We start from the raw sequence: 15,162 nt of genomic DNA, 5'->3' as shown, positions 1-15,162 counted from the left end.
TCTGGGCCGGGGCGGTGGTAGCCCCATCGGTGGGCAGGGCGCGGGATTTCTACTGCGTCTTCAGAGCGTCAGGAAATCAACAACAGCGACAACAACAGCAGGCGGCGGTGCGCGAAGGAACGAAGCGCGGCTGAACGGCCTGTTGCATGGCCCCCACTATAGGCCCAGACGAATATCACTGTCAGATTGCGGTCGCTTTACGGCCCTTTAATTCAGCGCGGGAGTAATGCTTTGCGCCGCTCCGAGAGTCTCCTAGGCTCGGCGCGCGAACCCGGTCACGGCGGGTGATCATGGACCTGCCGCACCACGCTGCAGCACTCGATCGAGCATGGAAGGACCACGATGACGTCGGCTCAAAGCGAGTCTCAGGCACTCGGCGATCTTGCAGCTAGACAGCTTGCCAACGCGACCAAGACCGTCCCGCAGCTTTCCACCATTACGCCCCGCTGGTTGCTGCACCTGCTCAGCTGGGTCCCGGTGGAAGCGGGCCTTTACCGGGTCAATCGGGTGGTCAACCCCGAAGGGGTCGCCATCAAGACCGAAGCGGGCGCCGGCACCGAAGAACCGCTGCCCGAGACATATGTCGACTACGAGACCAGCCCGCGCGAATACACGCTGCGAAGCATCTCGACCCTGGTTGACATCCACACCCGAGTCTCCGACTTGTACTCGAGTCCGCACGATCAGATAGCGCAGCAGCTGCGGCTGACCATCGAGACGATCAAGGAGCGTCAGGAGTTCGAGTTGGTCAACAGCCCCGAATACGGGCTGCTGGCCCAGGCGACTCCGGAGCAGACCATCCAGACGCTGGCTGGCGCTCCGGCACCCGATGACCTGGACGCGCTGATCACCAAGGTGTGGAAGACGCCCAGCTTCTTCCTGACTCACCCGCTCGGAATCGCCGCATTCGGCCGCGAGGCCACCTATCGGGGTGTGCCGCCGCCCGTGGTCAGCCTGTTCGGCGCGCAGTTCATCACCTGGCGCGGCATCCCGCTGATCCCGTCGGACAAGGTGCCGGTGGAGGACGGCAAGACCAAGTTCATCCTGGTGCGCACCGGCGAGGAGCGGCAGGGTGTGGTCGGCCTGTTCCAGCCGGGCCTGGTGGGCGAGCAGGCGCCGGGTCTGTCGGTGCGGTTCACCGGCATCAACCAGTCGGCAATCGCGACGTACCTGGTGACGCTCTACACGTCACTGGCCGTTCTCACCGACGACGCGCTCGCCGTGCTCGACGACGTCGCCGTGGACCAGTTCCATGAGTACAAGTGAGTATCGAGCGGTAGACGCCGAAAGCGACCTGCCCATCAGCGCCGCGGAACTCGCCGCGCTGGCAAGCCAGCTGTATGCGGCCAGCATCCGGCCGGGTCCCGACAGCCCGCCGCAGGCGGCGCCGGTCGCCCCGCGGGGCAGCGTGCCGGACGCCACGGCCGCGACGTCGGCCGGTCAGGCGGCCATCGGGGCCGCCGACGTGTATTCGGCGCCGGTCCCGGCGCTCGGTGTCACCGACATCTACCTTCCGGCTCCGACGTCGCGCGAACCCGAAACCCCGCCGCAGGCGGCGCCGGTCGCCCCGCGGGGCGGCGTGCCGGACGCCACGGCCGCGACGTCAGCCGGTCAGGCGGCCGCAGGGGCCGCCGACGTGTATCCGGCGCCGATTCCGGCGCTGGGTGTCACCGACATCTACCTTCCGGCTCCGGCGACACCGGAACCGAACGCCCCGCCGCAGACGGTTCCCGCCGCGCCCCGTGGCGGCCTGCCGGACACGACCGCCGTGCTCGGCGACTTCGTCGGTTTTGGCGTGCCGGGCCAGGGCGTCGTGCCGACCGTGCCCGGGGCGGTGGCCGGGGCGCCCACGGCGGTCCCCGCGGCTGCGCGTGGGGCGTCGCCGTACTCGGTGCCCTCCTGGGGGTCCGACGCGCCCCCGGTCCCCGACCTGGGCTGGTCGGACGGCGCCGCGCCAACGCCGGTGACGGCCGGAGGTGACGAGCACAATTACTCCTTCCTGAGCGTCGCCGATACGGTGCCGCGGCTGCCCGATGAGCACGAGGTGTTCGACGTCAACGCGATCCGGGCCGACTTCCCGATCCTGAAGGAGGTCGTCAACGGAAAGCCGTTGATCTGGTTCGACAACGCGGCGACCACCCAGAAGCCACAGGTGGTGATCGACCGGCTGTCGCATTTCTACATCCACGAGAACTCCAACATCCACCGCGCCGCACACGAATTGGCGGCCCGGGCCACCGACGCGTACGAAGAGGCCCGCGACACCGTGGCCGATTTCATCGGCGCGCCAAGCTCTGAGAACGTCGTGTTTGTGCGCGGGACCACGGAGGCCATCAACCTGGTGGCGCACGCGTGGGGTGGAAAGCATCTGCAGCCCGGTGACGAGATCGTCATCACTCATCTCGAGCATCACGCGAACATCGTTCCCTGGCAACTCATTTCGCAGAAAACCGGAGCGATCCTAAAGGTTGCGCCGATCGATGATGCCGGTAATCTATTGCTGAGCGAATTCGAGGAACTGCTCGGTCCTCGGACGAAGCTGGTGGCCGCCAGTCAGGTGTCCAACGCGCTGGGGACGGTGGTCCCGGTGGACGAGATCGTGGAATTGGGCCATCGCTATGGGGCTCGGGTGCTTATCGACGCCGCCCAATCGATTCAGCATCTGCCCGTTGATGTTTCCGAGCTCGGCGCCGATTTCCTGGTGTTTTCCGGACATAAGATCTACGGCCCCACCGGTATTGGCGCGCTCTACGGTACCGAGGAGGCGCTGACGGAGACGCCGCCGTGGCAGGGCGGCGGTCACATGATCGCCGACGTCACGATCGAACGCTCGCTATATCAGGGGCCGCCGACCAAGTTCGAGGCCGGCACCGGCAACATCGCCGACGCGGTCGGGCTGACCGAGGCGCTGCGCTATGTGCAGCGGTTGGGCATCGAACGCATCGCGGCCTACGAGCACTCGTTGCTCGAGTACGCGACGCCGCGCCTCGCCGACATTCCCGGTGTCCGTCTGGTGGGCACCGCGACCGAGAAGGCCAGCGTGCTGTCCTTCGTGCTGGCGGGACACGAGCCGCTCGAGGTGGGCAAGGCGCTCAACGCGGAGGGTATCGCGGTCCGCGCCGGGCATCATTGCGCACAACCCGCGCTCCGGCGCCTGGGACTGGAGGCCACCGTTCGCCCGTCGTTCGCGTTCTACAACACCTTCGAGGAGATCGACGTCTTCCTCCGGGCGGTGCGCAGGATCGCCGAGGGCGGCACCAACGTCGGCTGACGGCTCTCGCATGCGGCTAAGTGCCTGTGTACCAACCCAACACGCGCGATGTCAGCAACACGATGCCCAGCGAGACCGCGGCGACAACGGTGAGGCCGATGACCGCGACCACCAGCGGTCGCCATCCGGTGCGTGCGATCTGACGGATGTCGGTGTTGAGTCCCACGCCGGCGAAGGTCAGCAGGAACGCCCATTTCGACACGTTGGCGAGGTTGGCGGTCTGGCCCTTGGTCAGCCAGCCCGCGGTCGCGATCGCGGAGACCACCAGGAAGCCGAGCACGAACTTCGGGAACTTCTCCCAGACGAACGCGGCCTTGGCCTTTGCGCCGGGTGCGACCTCGTCGGCCTGGCCCCGAGCGGCCCAGTAGAGGGCGAAGCCCAGGACCACGAATCCGATCAGCGCGTTACGGGTCGACTTCACCAGTACCGCGATCTTGCCGGCATGGTCGGAGTACAGGTAACCGGTGGCCGTGGTCTCGGCGGTGTTGTCCACCGAAAGGCCTACCCACAGGCCGAATTCGTGATCGTTGAGCCCGATCGCGTGGCCCAGCGGCGGCAGCACGAACAGCGACACCGCGCCCAAGGCCAGGATGGCCGCGATCGCGTAGCTGACATCGGAGTTGCGGGCCCGGATCGCGCCCTTGGCCGCCACGATGGCCGAGACCCCGCAGATGGACGTTCCGATCGCCAGCAGTGAGCCGAGCTTGCCCGACAGCCCGAACGCGCGCGCCGCGCCGATGATGATCGTTCCGGCGATCGTCATGTCCACCAGAATCTGCACCAGGCTGGCGCCACCGAGCTTGGCGATATCGCCGAGTACGAAGCGCGAACCCAGCGCGACAATTCCGACCTTGAGCCAGAATTCGTAGGTGAGCACGCCGGGCCGGAAGATGGGGTGCAGGCCGATGGTGTTGGTGATCAGCAGCCCGATCACGATGGCCCACAACACGTATTCGATGTCGGGCACGGTCCAGTGGTGATGTTTGGCCAGCGCGTTCCACCACACCTGGGCATACTTACCCAGCACCCCGACCCCGATAAGGAGCAGGATGCCCGGCACGTAGTCGAGCGGGCGGGTGCTGGTGAAAGTGGCCTCGGCCGACGTCTCGTCGGGCTCGGCGCGAAGGGTGCTCATCCGGGTCACCATGGGATCTTCGGAAGCGCGTTGGCCACAGCCAGCGCGACGATCACGCCGGCCACCGCGGTCGCCCACCAGTCCACCGATACCGATCGAACCCGTGCGGGCCGGCCGGTCCGTTGCCCGGTCTTTTCATCGCGTCCGTCATTCGGACCGCTTTCACCCACAATGACCGCTCCTCGTTCGCCTTTGGCGGCCTAGGTGCCGCATGGCCGCTGACGGAATGGTGGCGTGTCGGGTGGCCCGGACCAAGTGATTAGCTCGCCCTGAATTTTGGGCGCGCAGCCGGCAGTGATCTCGGGCCGCGGTCAGGTTGGCAGGCCGAGCTTCTCGGCGTCCGCACGGTAGCGGTCCACCCACTCATCGGAGCGCTGGTCGGCCTGGCGTTCCAATACCGGTTCGGGGGCCAGCCGCGGGTCGAGGCCGAGCGCCTCCAGAATGGAGGCCACGACCTGAGTCAGGTTGCGCCACAACACCGGGTATGGGATCTCCATCGGGTTGACGCCTTCGTCGGCGAACCAATTCCGCCAGCCCTCGTTTTGGGCGCGCAGCATGGTGACGACGTGCGCGATCGCGCCGGCGTGATAGGTGGCGCGCGCATCGCGAGCCGGGTCCGGCCTGCCTCGCCACACCCGCGTCTGCACCGCTCGCCAGAACGACACCGCCTGCGAAATCACATCGGGCCGATGCACGTAGATGAAGAGCGGCTCTTCGCCCACCACGTCGGTGATGGCGGCCAGGAGACCGTCGCCGCTGCGATTCGGGAGATTCTTCGCACGGTTCAGCAAGAGTGGCGTCTGGTTCCACATCAGCTTGCCGCCCCAAATGCCGTTCGGCGTCCTCCCGACCGTGCGGATGTAGTCGCGCCAGATCTCGGGCGGCGCGAGGTCCGGTGTCCCGGCGTCGAGTGGGTCAAGCAGGCTCAGGATCGATTCGTCCTCCACGCCGGCGAACCACTCGCGCGGCTGGGGCGCCTGGCTGGTGGCGGGCAGGTATTGAAAGAACTCTTGCGGCTCGCCGGCGACGCCGGTCGCGCGCAGCGACTCGACCAGCAGCGTGCTGCCGCTCCGCTGGGACGCCAACACCAGGTAGGAGGACGGGGTGGTCACCCGAGTAAGCGTATCCGGGCGCAAATGCTGTTGCTATCGGTGCTTTTAGCCTCATCCTGAACGCAACCCTTGTTTTGAACACCGATAATCCGAACCGTGTCGCTTGGCGGCGATAGCCGAACGGGACGGTGGCCGTGGACGCTCAACTGGGTTGTTGGCAACGGAAGACTCGTCAAGCGACGAGTGGCCATTTAGCGTCTGCGCTGCCGAGGCGTTCCGCGACATTTGTGACATTCACCGCATGCTGGCCCGCCCGGCTTCGCGCCCCGCCGGCCGGGCACCCGGCGGTCTGACATCTGTCGCCAAGCGAACGGGCGTCATTCTGGGGTTTTAGCTGTTCTCGTGTGCCGCGTATGCAGACGGCACGGGTCCTCTGCCGAGTCTTACTCGCCCTGGCCAATTTTGCTTCGTGTTGATTCCAACCCTGACGCGGTATTGGGTTTGCCCGTAAATTCCTCGCGTGATCTAGGCGCGCAAACGGACATCGCGGTCGGCGTGTAACAACAACCGGTGCTTTCGCGCTGGCTAATTGCCGGCGCATTAATTGCATTACGAGAATGGAACACGGGATTGGGCCACATGGACGGCGGTCGGGCGGAGCGAGCCTTGTGAACGGCTCCACCATCGCGAAGCCCATGAATGCGTTGGGCGAGTTCTTCCTACTCAGCGCCCAAGCGTTGGTCGCCGCGGTGCGGGGGCCGTGGGCGTGGCGGGAATTGCTGGAGCAGATCTGGTTCGTCGCGCGGGTGTCGATCTTTCCGACGATCATGCTGTCGATCCCGTACACGGTCCTCATCGTCTTCGTCCTGAACATCCTGCTGGTCGAGATCGGGGCCGGTGATCTGTCCGGCGCCGGCGCGGGTCTGGCGTCGGTGACTCAGGTCGGGCCCGTCGTCACGGCGATGGTCGTCTCCGGTGCCGGGTCGACCGCGATGTGCGCCGACCTGGGCGCGCGCACCATCCGTGAGGAAATCGACGCGATGAAGGTGATCGGCGTCGATCCGATTCAGGCCCTGGTGGTTCCGCGCATCATCGCCGCCACGTTCGTCGCGGTCCTGCTGTACTCGGTGGTCGCGGTCACCGGGCTGGCGGGCAGCTACGTTTTCGTGGTCTTCGTTCAGCACGTCACCCCCGGCGCTTTCGTCGCGGGAATGACCCTCGTCACGGGGCTTCCCCAGGTAGTGACGTCGCTGATCAAGGCCACGCTGTTCGGGTTGTCGGCGGGCCTGATCGCCTGCTACAAGGGCCTCTCGGTGGGCGGCGGTCCCACCGGTGTTGGCAACGCCGTCAACGAGACCGTCGTCTTTTCCTTCATGGCGCTGTTCTTCATCAACATCGTGCTCACCGCGCTCGGCGTGAAGGTCACCGCGAAATGACCGACGCAGCGCGGGAACCGTCGTGGATCATCAGCCTTGGCCCCAGGGCCACCGATTACGCCCGCAAGCTCGGTGAACAGACGGCGTTTTACGGCCAATCCCTGGCCAACATCGCCGACGCGGTACGCCGCTATCCCGGCGAGCTGCTTCGGCTGATCGCCGAGATGGGCATGGGCACAGGCGCTTTGGCAGTGATCGGCGGCACCGTAGGCATCATCGGCTTCCTCACCCTGACCACCGGCGCCCTGGTCGCCGTCCAGGGCTACGACACGCTGTCCAACGTCGGAGTCGAGGCGCTGACCGGATTTCTGTCGGCCTTCCTGAATGTTCGGATGATCGCGCCGTGCACCGCCGGCCTGGCCCTGGCGGCCACGATCGGTGCCGGCGCGACCGCGCAACTGGGCGCCATGCGGATCAATGAGGAGATCGACGCGCTGGAGGTGATGGGCATCCGCGCCATCACGTATCTGTCGTCGACGCGGATCATCGCCGGGATCCTGGTCGTCATTCCGCTCTACGCCGTCGCGGTGCTGATGTCCTTCATCGCGGCCAAGTTCCTGACGATTTACAGCTACGGCCAATCGCGCGGGGTATACGAGCACTACTTCTCCACGTTCCTGCGCCCCACCGACTTGTTCTGGTCGTTTCTGGCGGCCCTGACCATGGCGACGGGCGTGATGGTCGTGCACACGTACTACGGTTTCACCGCGACAGGTGGTCCCGCCGGGGTGGGGGAGGCCGTCGGGCGTTCGGTGCGGTCATCGATGATCGTCACGGCGTTTGTCTGCCTGGCGATTTCGTTGTCCGTCTACGGGCAGTCCGGCAACTTCAACCTGTCGGGATGACTGCATGAGCAATCACAGGGAGAGCGGCCCCGGGCAACGGAATCGTGTCCGCCGCAGCAGAATCGACCCGATCTGGTGGGCTCCGACTCTGTTCATCCTCATCGGGGCAATCATCGCGGTGACCGCGGGGGCGTTCTCCGGCAAATTCCAGGAAACGATCCCGCTGACGCTGGTGTCGGACCGGGCCGGACTCGTGATGGAGCAGGGCGCCAAGGTCAAGCTCCGCGGCGTGCAGGTCGGCCAGGTGGGCTCGATCGGCACCGACGTGAAAGCCGCTCAGCTGCAACTCAAGATGCAGCCCGGCCCGTTCAAGTATCTGCCGAGCAACCTCGAGGCGGAGATCAAGTCGACCACGGCCTTCGGATCGAAGTATGTCGACCTGATCGTGCCCGAACACCCCAGCGCGACCCCGCTCAAGCCCGGCGCGGTGCTGCACTCGCGCAACGTGACGGTCGAGGTCAACACCGTTTTCGAAAACCTCCAGTCGGTGGTCCATGCGATCGACCCGGCGAAGTTGAACGCGATCTTGTCGGCCTTCTCGGAAGCGTTGCGCGGCAAGGGCGAGCGGCTCGGCCAGGCCATCACCGGGGCGAATGACGTGCTGCTGACCGTCAACCCCCGCATGGACACCATCGACAAGGACTGGCGGCTGTTCGGCAAGACGACGGCGATCTATTCCGATGCCGCCCAGAACATTTTGTCGATTCTCGATTCGGCGGCGACGACCAGCAACACCCTGACCGAAAACCAGCGGTCGCTGGACACGCTGTTGTTGTCGGCGGTTGGCCTGAGCCAGAGGGGCATCAACGTCATCGGCAGGAACGAATCCAACATCGTCCGATCGATCAACCTGCTCGATCCGACCACGGCGCTGCTGAACAAATACTCGCCGACCTTCACCTGCTTGTTCCAGGGCGCGCAGTGGTACGTCGACCACGGGGGCCGAGACGCGTTGGGCGGCAACGGCTATTCCGTTATTTTGGACGCCGGGCTGCTGTTCGGTGACGATCCGTACCGGTACCCCAAGCACCTACCGAAAACCAATGCCACCGGCGGCCCGGGGGGCAAGCCCAGCTGTGGGTCGCTGCCCGACCCGAGTGCCAACTTCCCGGTACGTGCGCTGGTCACCGACACCGGGTGGGGTGCCGCCCCGAACGAAATCCGCACCAACATGGCCACCGGTAACCCGTGGTGGGCGAACTGGTTCCCGACCACGAAGAACCCGCCCGAAGCGCCGCGCTACTTCTACCGTGGGGGACAACCGCCGCCGTGAAAAGACGAAGGATGTCCGCCATCATCGTGCGCATCGTGGCCTTTACCGCGGTGTGCGCGGTGTTCACGTTCACGCTCGTCGCCGTCTTCGGCCAGTTTCGTTTCGAAGACCGCACCGGCTACCACGCGGTCTTCACGAACATCTCCGGCCTGAAGTCCGGCAACTTCGTCCGCATCGCGGGGGTGGAGGTCGGCAAGGTCGGGGACCTGCACCTGCAGCGCGACGGCACCGTCACCATCGGCTTCTCGGTGGACAAAGGCGTGCGCCTCACCGAGGGGACCAAAGTCGCTGTGCGCTATGAGAACTTGATCGGCGATCGCTACCTCGCGCTCGAGGAGGGGCCCGGCTCGCACCGGCTGCCGCCGGGCGCGACGATCCCGTTGGCACGGACGTCGCCGGCGCTGGACATCGATGCGCTGATCGGCGGGTTCCGGCCGTTGTTCCGGGCGTTGGACCCCGATCAGGTCAACGCCTTGTCCGGTCAATTGCTCCGCATCTTTCAGGGGCAGGGCGGAACCGTCGCTTCGGTGCTGGCCCAGACCTCGATGCTCACTTCGACGTTGGCCGGGCGCAGCGAGCTGATCACCGAGCTGATCACGAACCTGAACACCGTGCTGCACACCTTTGCCGTCCGCGACCGCGAGTTCTCCGACGGCCTGGACAAGCTGTCCCAGTTCGTCAACGGCTTGGCGCAGCGCAAGGATGAGATCTCCACCGGGCTGGCCTACGTCAATGCGGCGGCCGGGTCGGTCGCCAACCTGCTTGTCCAGGCCCGCCAGCCCATCAAGGACGTCGTGCACGAGACGGATCGCATGTCCGCGCAGGTGCTCTCCGACCGCGACTACGTCGACAACCTCCTGAAGCAACTTCCCGACATCTATCAGGTTCTGGCCCGGCAAGGCCTCAACGGCGACTACTTCGGCTTCTACTTTTGCGAGGTCCTGATGAAAGTCAACGGGAAGGGGGGCAACCCGATCTTCATCAAGCTGTTCGGCCAGCCGAGCGGGCGGTGCACGCCCCAATGACCAAGTCCAAGAACAAAGCCGGCGGGCGAAGCCAGTGGAAGATCGGCGCGATGGGTGTCTTCATCTTGGTGTGCGTGACGATCGCGGCCTTCAACTACGACAAGCTGCCATTTGTCAAGAACACCAACGACTACGCGGCATACTTCTCGGAGGCCGGCGGCATCCGGGCGGGTAACTCGGTGCGGGTTTCCGGCATGGGCGTCGGAAGGGTCACCGGCATCAAATTAGAAGGCACAAAGGTCCGGGTGAGCTTCACCGTCCGTGACTTCATCACGTTGGGCGACCGCACGGAAGCCGCGATCAAGACCGAAACCATATTGGGCGCCAAGATGCTCGAGCTCACGTCACGTGGAGAAGGGAAGCTCTCGGGCACCATCCCGCTCGAACGGACCCACTCGCCCTACGACCTTCCCGATGCGCTCGGGGATTTGACGACCGAAATCAGCGGGCTGGACACCGCACAGTTATCCTCTGCGTTGACCACTTTGGCGGACACCTTCAGGCAAACGCCTTCGGAGGTCAGGCCGGCGCTGGAAGGCGTGGCCCGGTTCTCCGAGACACTGAACAACCGCGACGCCCAATTGCGCAGCCTACTGGGGAACGCGAACAAGGTCTCGACGGTGCTGGGCCGACGCAGCCAACAGATCGCGGCTCTGGTGGCGGACTCGAATGCGCTGCTGGCCGCGCTGTTGGACGAACGCGACTCCATCGACGCGCTGATGAACAATCTCACCGCGGTGTCACACCAGGTTTCGGGCCTCGTCGACGACAACAGGACTCAGCTGAAGCCCGCCCTCGACAAGCTCAACGGCGTGCTCGAGGTCCTCGACAATCGCAAACAGGACATTCAGGCGAGCCTGCCCAAGTTCAAACGCTACGCGATGTCGTTCGGCGAATGCCTCGGCTCTGGACCGTTTTTCAAGGCCTACGTGGCGAACCTGATCCCCGGCCAGATCAGCGGGCCGACGATCGACGCCCGCATGTACAACCGGTTCCTGGACCCCGAGCAGAAGCTGCCGTCGGAGTCGGTGGACCCGCCGACCGGGACGCCGCCCGTGCCGCCGGAGCAAGCGCCGCACCCGATCTGGTCTCAGCCACCCTCGCCGGGTCCGGCGCCGGGCCCGCCGCCTGAGCCCGAGCAGCCGCCCGCGAACGGCCAACTGGGGGGACAGTGAAGATAAGCCGCCGCACTCTGCAACGACTGACCGCCGTCAGCCTGGTCGGTACCCTCGCCGTGGCTTCGTTCCTGGTCGGCTCGAAGCTGTGGAAGGAGGTCGAAAGGAACACCTACACGGCGTATTTCACGGAAGCCAACGGCTTGTTCGTCGGCGACGACGTGCGCATCCTCGGGGTCACGGTCGGGGTGATCGATAAGATCGAACCGCAACCCAGTAGCTCCAAGGTGACCTTCTCCGTCGACAAGCAATACGCCATCCCCGCCGACGCCCGCGCGGCGATCCTGTCCCCGTCGCTGGTGACTCCACGGGCCGTCCAACTCGTCCCCGCCTACTCGGGCGGCCCCAGACTGAGTCCCGGCGCGTCGATCCCGCTCGGCCGCACCGCCGTCCCGGTCGAATGGGATGACTTTCGCACGCAGCTGGAAAAACTGACCGACGCGTTGCAGCCCACCTCCCCGGACGGGGTGAATTCCCTCGGTGAGTTCATCAACTCCACCGCCGACAACGTGCGCGGCCAGGGCGACACCGCCCGCGACACCGTGATCAAGCTGTCCGCCGCGATCTCCGCACTCGGCGATCACGCCGACGACATCTTCAGCACCGTGCGCAACCTGCAGTTGCTGGTTTCGGCGCTGTCGTCCAGCAGTGACCTGCTGGCCTCGTTCAACCAAAACCTGGCCACCGTCACGACGCTGCTGACGAACACACCGAACGAAATCGCCAATGCGGTCAAGGGACTCGACGGCGCGCTGACCGATTTGCGCGACTTTCTGGCAGAAAACCGGGAAGCCATGGGCGTTACGTTCGACCGGCTGGCTTCCGTCACCACCGCCTTGAACGACAGCCGCATGGACATCAAGCAGATCCTGCACATCGCGCCGACGGTGTTCCAGAACTTCCTGAACATCTACCAGCCGGCGCAGAGCGCGATGACCGGCATCATCGCGCTGAACAACTTCGCCGACATCCCGCAGTGGATCTGCAGCTCGATCGAGGCGGCGTCCCGGGCCCGGCTCGACCGGGTCTCCAAACTGTGCTTGCAGTACATCAACCCGATCATCAAAAACCGTCTGTACAACTACATTCCGGCGGGGCTCAACCCGTTCGTCGGCACCCAGGCCCGACCGAGTGAGATCACCTACAGCGAGGACTGGCTCCGGCCGGGGTATACGCCTCCCGCACCACCGCCCGATACACCCCCGCCGCCGCCCGAAGCGCCGACACCCGCGGCCGCCGTGCCGCCACCCGCCGAAGCGCCGCCGCCGCCCGCGCCGAGCGGCACGGTCAACTCGACGCAGGTGTTGCGGGACCTGATGCTCCCGGCGGGGGTCTCATGAAGCGGGCACTGATGGCGGTGCTGTGCCTCGTCTGCGCCACAACGCTTTCCAGCTGTGGTGGTTGGAAGGGGCTGAACTCGTTCACCCTTCCCGGGACTTCCGGCAACGGGCCCGGTGCGTACACGATTCAGGCCCAAATGCCCGATGTCGTCACCATTCAGGAAAACACCCGCGTTCGGGTCGACGACGTCAACGTCGGCAATGTGACCAAGATCGAGCTGCAGGACTGGCACGCGCTTGTGACCATGCGCATCAACGGCGATGTCCACCTGCCCGCCAACGCGACGGCCAAGCTGGGGCAGACCAGCCTGCTCGGCTCGATGCATATCGAGCTCGCGGCGCCCAAGGACGAGCCGCCGGTCGGGAAACTGAAAGACGGTTCACTGATCCCGCTCGCGCGCGCGAGCATGTATCCCACCACCGAGCAGACCCTGGCTTCGGTCTCAATCCTGCTCAACGGCGGCGGAATCGGTCAGCTGCAGGAGATCACGCAAGCGATCGCCAAGGCATTCGCCGGACGCGAGAACGACATGCGCAGCCTGCTGCACCAACTGGACGAGTTCATCGCACGGACCAACGACCAGACCGACGACATCATCGCCGCAGCCGAGAATCTCAACTCGCTGGTCGGCCAGTTCGCGGACAAGGACGCGGTGGTCGACAAGGCTTTGACGACCGTGCCGAAAGCGCTGAAGGTGCTGGCCGACGAGCGCACCAAGATCGCCGACGCGATCGACCAGCTCGGCCAGTTCAGTGCCATCGCGGCCGACACCGTGCGCCAGAGCAAAGACTCTCTGGTCAACAACCTGCGCAATATCGCGCCGGTGCTGCGGTCGCTCGCCGACGCGGGACCGTCGCTGACCAAAGGGCTGGATGGCTTGGTGGCCTACCCGTGGCCGGCGTCGACGGCGAGGAATTGGTTCCGCGGTGACTACGCCAACCTCACCCTGATCGTCGATCTCACGTTGAGCCGCCTCGACACCGGGTTCTTCACCGGTTCACGGTGGGAGGGCAACCTCACCCAGCTCGAGCTGCTGTGGGGACGGACGATCGGGATGCAGCCCAGCCCCGCTACCGCGGGCAACCCCCTGACCTATCCATATCACTTCGGGGGGTACTGAATGCTGCGTCTAAATCGTCGAACCTGGATACAGCTGGCGATCCTGTCGTTGGTGACGGTCCTGTCTTGTGGCGCAATGGCTTTCAATTACATGAAGCTGCCCGAAACGCTTTTCGGGATCGGGGAGTACGTCGTCACCGTCGACCTACCCGAGTCGGGCGGGCTCTACCAGACGTCTGTGGTCACCTACCGTGGCACTGACGTCGGTCAGGTCAAGTCGGTCGATGTGACCGCGACCGGGGTTCGCGCGGTGCTCGCGATCAGGTCCGGCGTCAAGGTGCCCGCCGACGTCCAGGCGTCGGTGCACAGCCGCTCGGCCGTCGGCGAGCAATACATCGAGCTCACCCCCCAGCCCGGCAAGGACGGCGATCACGGTCGGGCGCTGCGAGCAGGTGATGTCATTCCCGCAGGCCGAGTCGACGTTCCCGTCGACATCGGACACCTGCTCGACGTGACCAACCGTGCGCTGCAGGCGATTCCGCGCGACAACCTGCGCACCGTGGTTGACGAGGCGGATCGCGCGGTCGGTGGTCTCGGGCCCGAGCTGTCCAGGATCGTCGACGGGTCGGCGGCCCTGGCCATTGCCGGGGGGCAGACCGTCGGGCCGCTTGCCGCGTTGATCGACCAGACGCCTCCGGTTCTCGACTCTCAGATCCAAACGTCGGATTCGATTGCCCGGTGGGCGAGTCGAACCGCGGCGATCACCGCCCAGTTCAAGGCGCAGGACGCCGCCTTTCGGGACCTGTTGACGCAGGGGACCAACGGGGTGGAGGAAAGTCGCGCGCTGCTCGATCGGCTGTCGCCTGCGCTGCCGGTGCTGTTTGCGAACCTGGTCAGCCTGGGCGACATCGCCGTTGTCTACCGGCATGACATCGAACAACTGTTGGTGCTGTTCCCCCAGGGCATCGCGGCGATGGCCGCAATCGTCGTGCCCAGCTCGAACACCAAACAGGAGTACCGGGGTGCGCAGCTGGACTTCAACCTCAACATCAATCTGCCACCCCCCTGCACGACGGGATATCTGCCGCCGACTCAGCGCCGGTCGCCGGCCAACGTGGACGCGCCCGACCGGCCCGCCGCGGATCTGTTCTGCCGCGTGCCGCAGGATTCGGAGTTCAACGTTCGCGGGGTGCGCAACATCCCGTGTGAGAGCAAGCCGTGGAAACGGGCGCCCACGGTCGAATTGTGCGAAAGCGACGAAGAATACGTGCCGCTCAACGACGGCTACAACTGGAAGGGCGACCCGAACGCCACCTACACCGGGCAGGGCGTACCGATGTACCCGCCGGGACAAGACCCGCGGCTTCCACCGCCGCGGGGCACCGCGCAGCCGGCGCCTGCGCCGCCGCCGCTCGCCGTCGCCACGTACGACCCGGCCAACGGCGACTACGTAGGCCCGGACGGGCGCCGCTACACCGAATTCGACCTGGCCCATCCGCGTGCCAAGAACTGGCAGTCACTTCTAGTGCCGCCGGCCTAAGTAAGGAGCA

The 15,162-nt window shown here is 65.6% G+C and carries 12 protein-coding genes; 10 read left to right on the top strand and 2 right to left on the bottom strand.

What is annotated here, in order from left to right; all coding sequences use genetic code 11:
* Nucleotides 1-342 precede the first annotated feature (342 nt).
* On the top strand, nucleotides 343-1,266 hold the full coding sequence (locus tag A5704_RS16950) for a family 2A encapsulin nanocompartment shell protein (protein ID WP_067748452.1): 924 nt from the start codon (nucleotides 343-345) through the stop codon (nucleotides 1,264-1,266).
* Nucleotides 1,253-3,271 (top strand): family 2A encapsulin nanocompartment cargo protein cysteine desulfurase, encoded by a 2,019-nt coding sequence (locus tag A5704_RS16945; RefSeq protein WP_067748454.1) that lies wholly within the window; start codon nucleotides 1,253-1,255, stop codon nucleotides 3,269-3,271. The genes A5704_RS16950 and A5704_RS16945 overlap by 14 nt, the downstream gene beginning before the upstream one ends.
* A gap of 16 nt (nucleotides 3,272-3,287) precedes the next feature.
* On the opposite strand, the gene A5704_RS16940 is transcribed toward A5704_RS16945, so the two are convergent.
* Both A5704_RS16940 and A5704_RS16935 read right to left on the bottom strand, forming a co-directional pair.
* A complete protein-coding gene (locus tag A5704_RS16940) occupies nucleotides 3,288-4,418 on the bottom strand; it encodes a YeiH family protein (RefSeq protein WP_067890053.1) in 1,131 nt (376 codons plus the stop codon).
* Between the two features lie 299 nt (nucleotides 4,419-4,717).
* On the bottom strand, nucleotides 4,718-5,518 hold the full coding sequence (locus A5704_RS16935; protein WP_197508499.1) for a Stf0 family sulfotransferase: 801 nt from the start codon (nucleotides 5,516-5,518) through the stop codon (nucleotides 4,718-4,720).
* A gap of 608 nt (nucleotides 5,519-6,126) precedes the next feature.
* Here A5704_RS16935 and A5704_RS16930 point away from each other — a divergent pair.
* From A5704_RS16930 to A5704_RS16895, 8 genes are read left to right on the top strand one after another with little or no spacing between them, the layout of a single operon-like run.
* Nucleotides 6,127-6,894: an ABC transporter permease gene (locus A5704_RS16930; RefSeq protein WP_067890050.1), complete on the top strand. Its 768-nt coding sequence runs from the start codon at nucleotides 6,127-6,129 to the stop codon at nucleotides 6,892-6,894.
* A complete protein-coding gene (locus tag A5704_RS16925) occupies nucleotides 6,891-7,739 on the top strand; it encodes an ABC transporter permease (RefSeq protein ID WP_067748462.1) in 849 nt (282 codons plus the stop codon). The genes A5704_RS16930 and A5704_RS16925 overlap by 4 nt, the downstream gene beginning before the upstream one ends.
* A gap of 4 nt (nucleotides 7,740-7,743) precedes the next feature.
* Nucleotides 7,744-9,012, top strand: coding sequence for an MCE family protein (locus A5704_RS16920; RefSeq protein WP_067890047.1), 1,269 nt, complete (start codon nucleotides 7,744-7,746; stop codon nucleotides 9,010-9,012).
* A gap of 11 nt (nucleotides 9,013-9,023) precedes the next feature.
* A complete protein-coding gene (locus A5704_RS16915; RefSeq protein WP_067748466.1) occupies nucleotides 9,024-10,037 on the top strand; it encodes an MCE family protein in 1,014 nt (337 codons plus the stop codon).
* A complete protein-coding gene (locus A5704_RS16910) occupies nucleotides 10,034-11,212 on the top strand; it encodes an MCE family protein (RefSeq protein WP_067782613.1) in 1,179 nt (392 codons plus the stop codon). Before A5704_RS16915 ends, A5704_RS16910 begins: the two co-directional genes overlap by 4 nt.
* Nucleotides 11,209-12,552 carry an MCE family protein gene (locus tag A5704_RS16905; protein ID WP_067890044.1) on the top strand — a complete coding sequence of 448 codons (1,344 nt, stop codon included), beginning with the start codon at nucleotides 11,209-11,211 and terminating at the stop codon, nucleotides 12,550-12,552. The genes A5704_RS16910 and A5704_RS16905 overlap by 4 nt, the downstream gene beginning before the upstream one ends.
* Nucleotides 12,549-13,673: a virulence factor Mce family protein gene (locus tag A5704_RS16900; RefSeq protein WP_067890036.1), complete on the top strand. Its 1,125-nt coding sequence runs from the start codon at nucleotides 12,549-12,551 to the stop codon at nucleotides 13,671-13,673. The genes A5704_RS16905 and A5704_RS16900 overlap by 4 nt, the downstream gene beginning before the upstream one ends.
* Nucleotides 13,674-15,152 carry an MCE family protein gene (locus A5704_RS16895; RefSeq protein WP_067890033.1) on the top strand — a complete coding sequence of 493 codons (1,479 nt, stop codon included), beginning with the start codon at nucleotides 13,674-13,676 and terminating at the stop codon, nucleotides 15,150-15,152.
* Nucleotides 15,153-15,162: the final 10 nt, after the last annotated feature.

Source organism: Mycobacterium sp. E735, from assembly GCF_001666955.1.
Classification (GTDB): Bacteria; Actinomycetota; Actinomycetes; order Mycobacteriales; family Mycobacteriaceae; genus Mycobacterium.
Note: the sequence above shows the minus strand (reverse complement) of the source record. Positions and strands in the feature narration are given on the sequence as shown.

Bases quoted from the DNA above. Each gene is read 5' to 3' on its own strand.
- A5704_RS16950 (WP_067748452.1), top strand. From the start codon at position 343: ATGACGTCGGCTCAAAGCGAGTCTCAGGCACTCGGCGATCTTGCAGCT.
- A5704_RS16920 (WP_067890047.1), top strand. From the start codon at position 7,744: ATGAGCAATCACAGGGAGAGCGGCCCCGGGCAACGGAATCGTGTCCGC.
- A5704_RS16945 (WP_067748454.1), top strand. From the start codon at position 1,253: ATGAGTACAAGTGAGTATCGAGCGGTAGACGCCGAAAGCGACCTGCCC.
- A5704_RS16910 (WP_067782613.1), top strand. From the start codon at position 10,034: ATGACCAAGTCCAAGAACAAAGCCGGCGGGCGAAGCCAGTGGAAGATC.
- A5704_RS16925 (WP_067748462.1), top strand. From the start codon at position 6,891: ATGACCGACGCAGCGCGGGAACCGTCGTGGATCATCAGCCTTGGCCCC.
- A5704_RS16895 (WP_067890033.1), top strand. From the start codon at position 13,674: ATGCTGCGTCTAAATCGTCGAACCTGGATACAGCTGGCGATCCTGTCG.
- A5704_RS16915 (WP_067748466.1), top strand. From the start codon at position 9,024: ATGTCCGCCATCATCGTGCGCATCGTGGCCTTTACCGCGGTGTGCGCG.
- A5704_RS16900 (WP_067890036.1), top strand. From the start codon at position 12,549: ATGAAGCGGGCACTGATGGCGGTGCTGTGCCTCGTCTGCGCCACAACG.
- A5704_RS16940 (WP_067890053.1), bottom strand. From the start codon at position 4,418: ATGGTGACCCGGATGAGCACCCTTCGCGCCGAGCCCGACGAGACGTCG.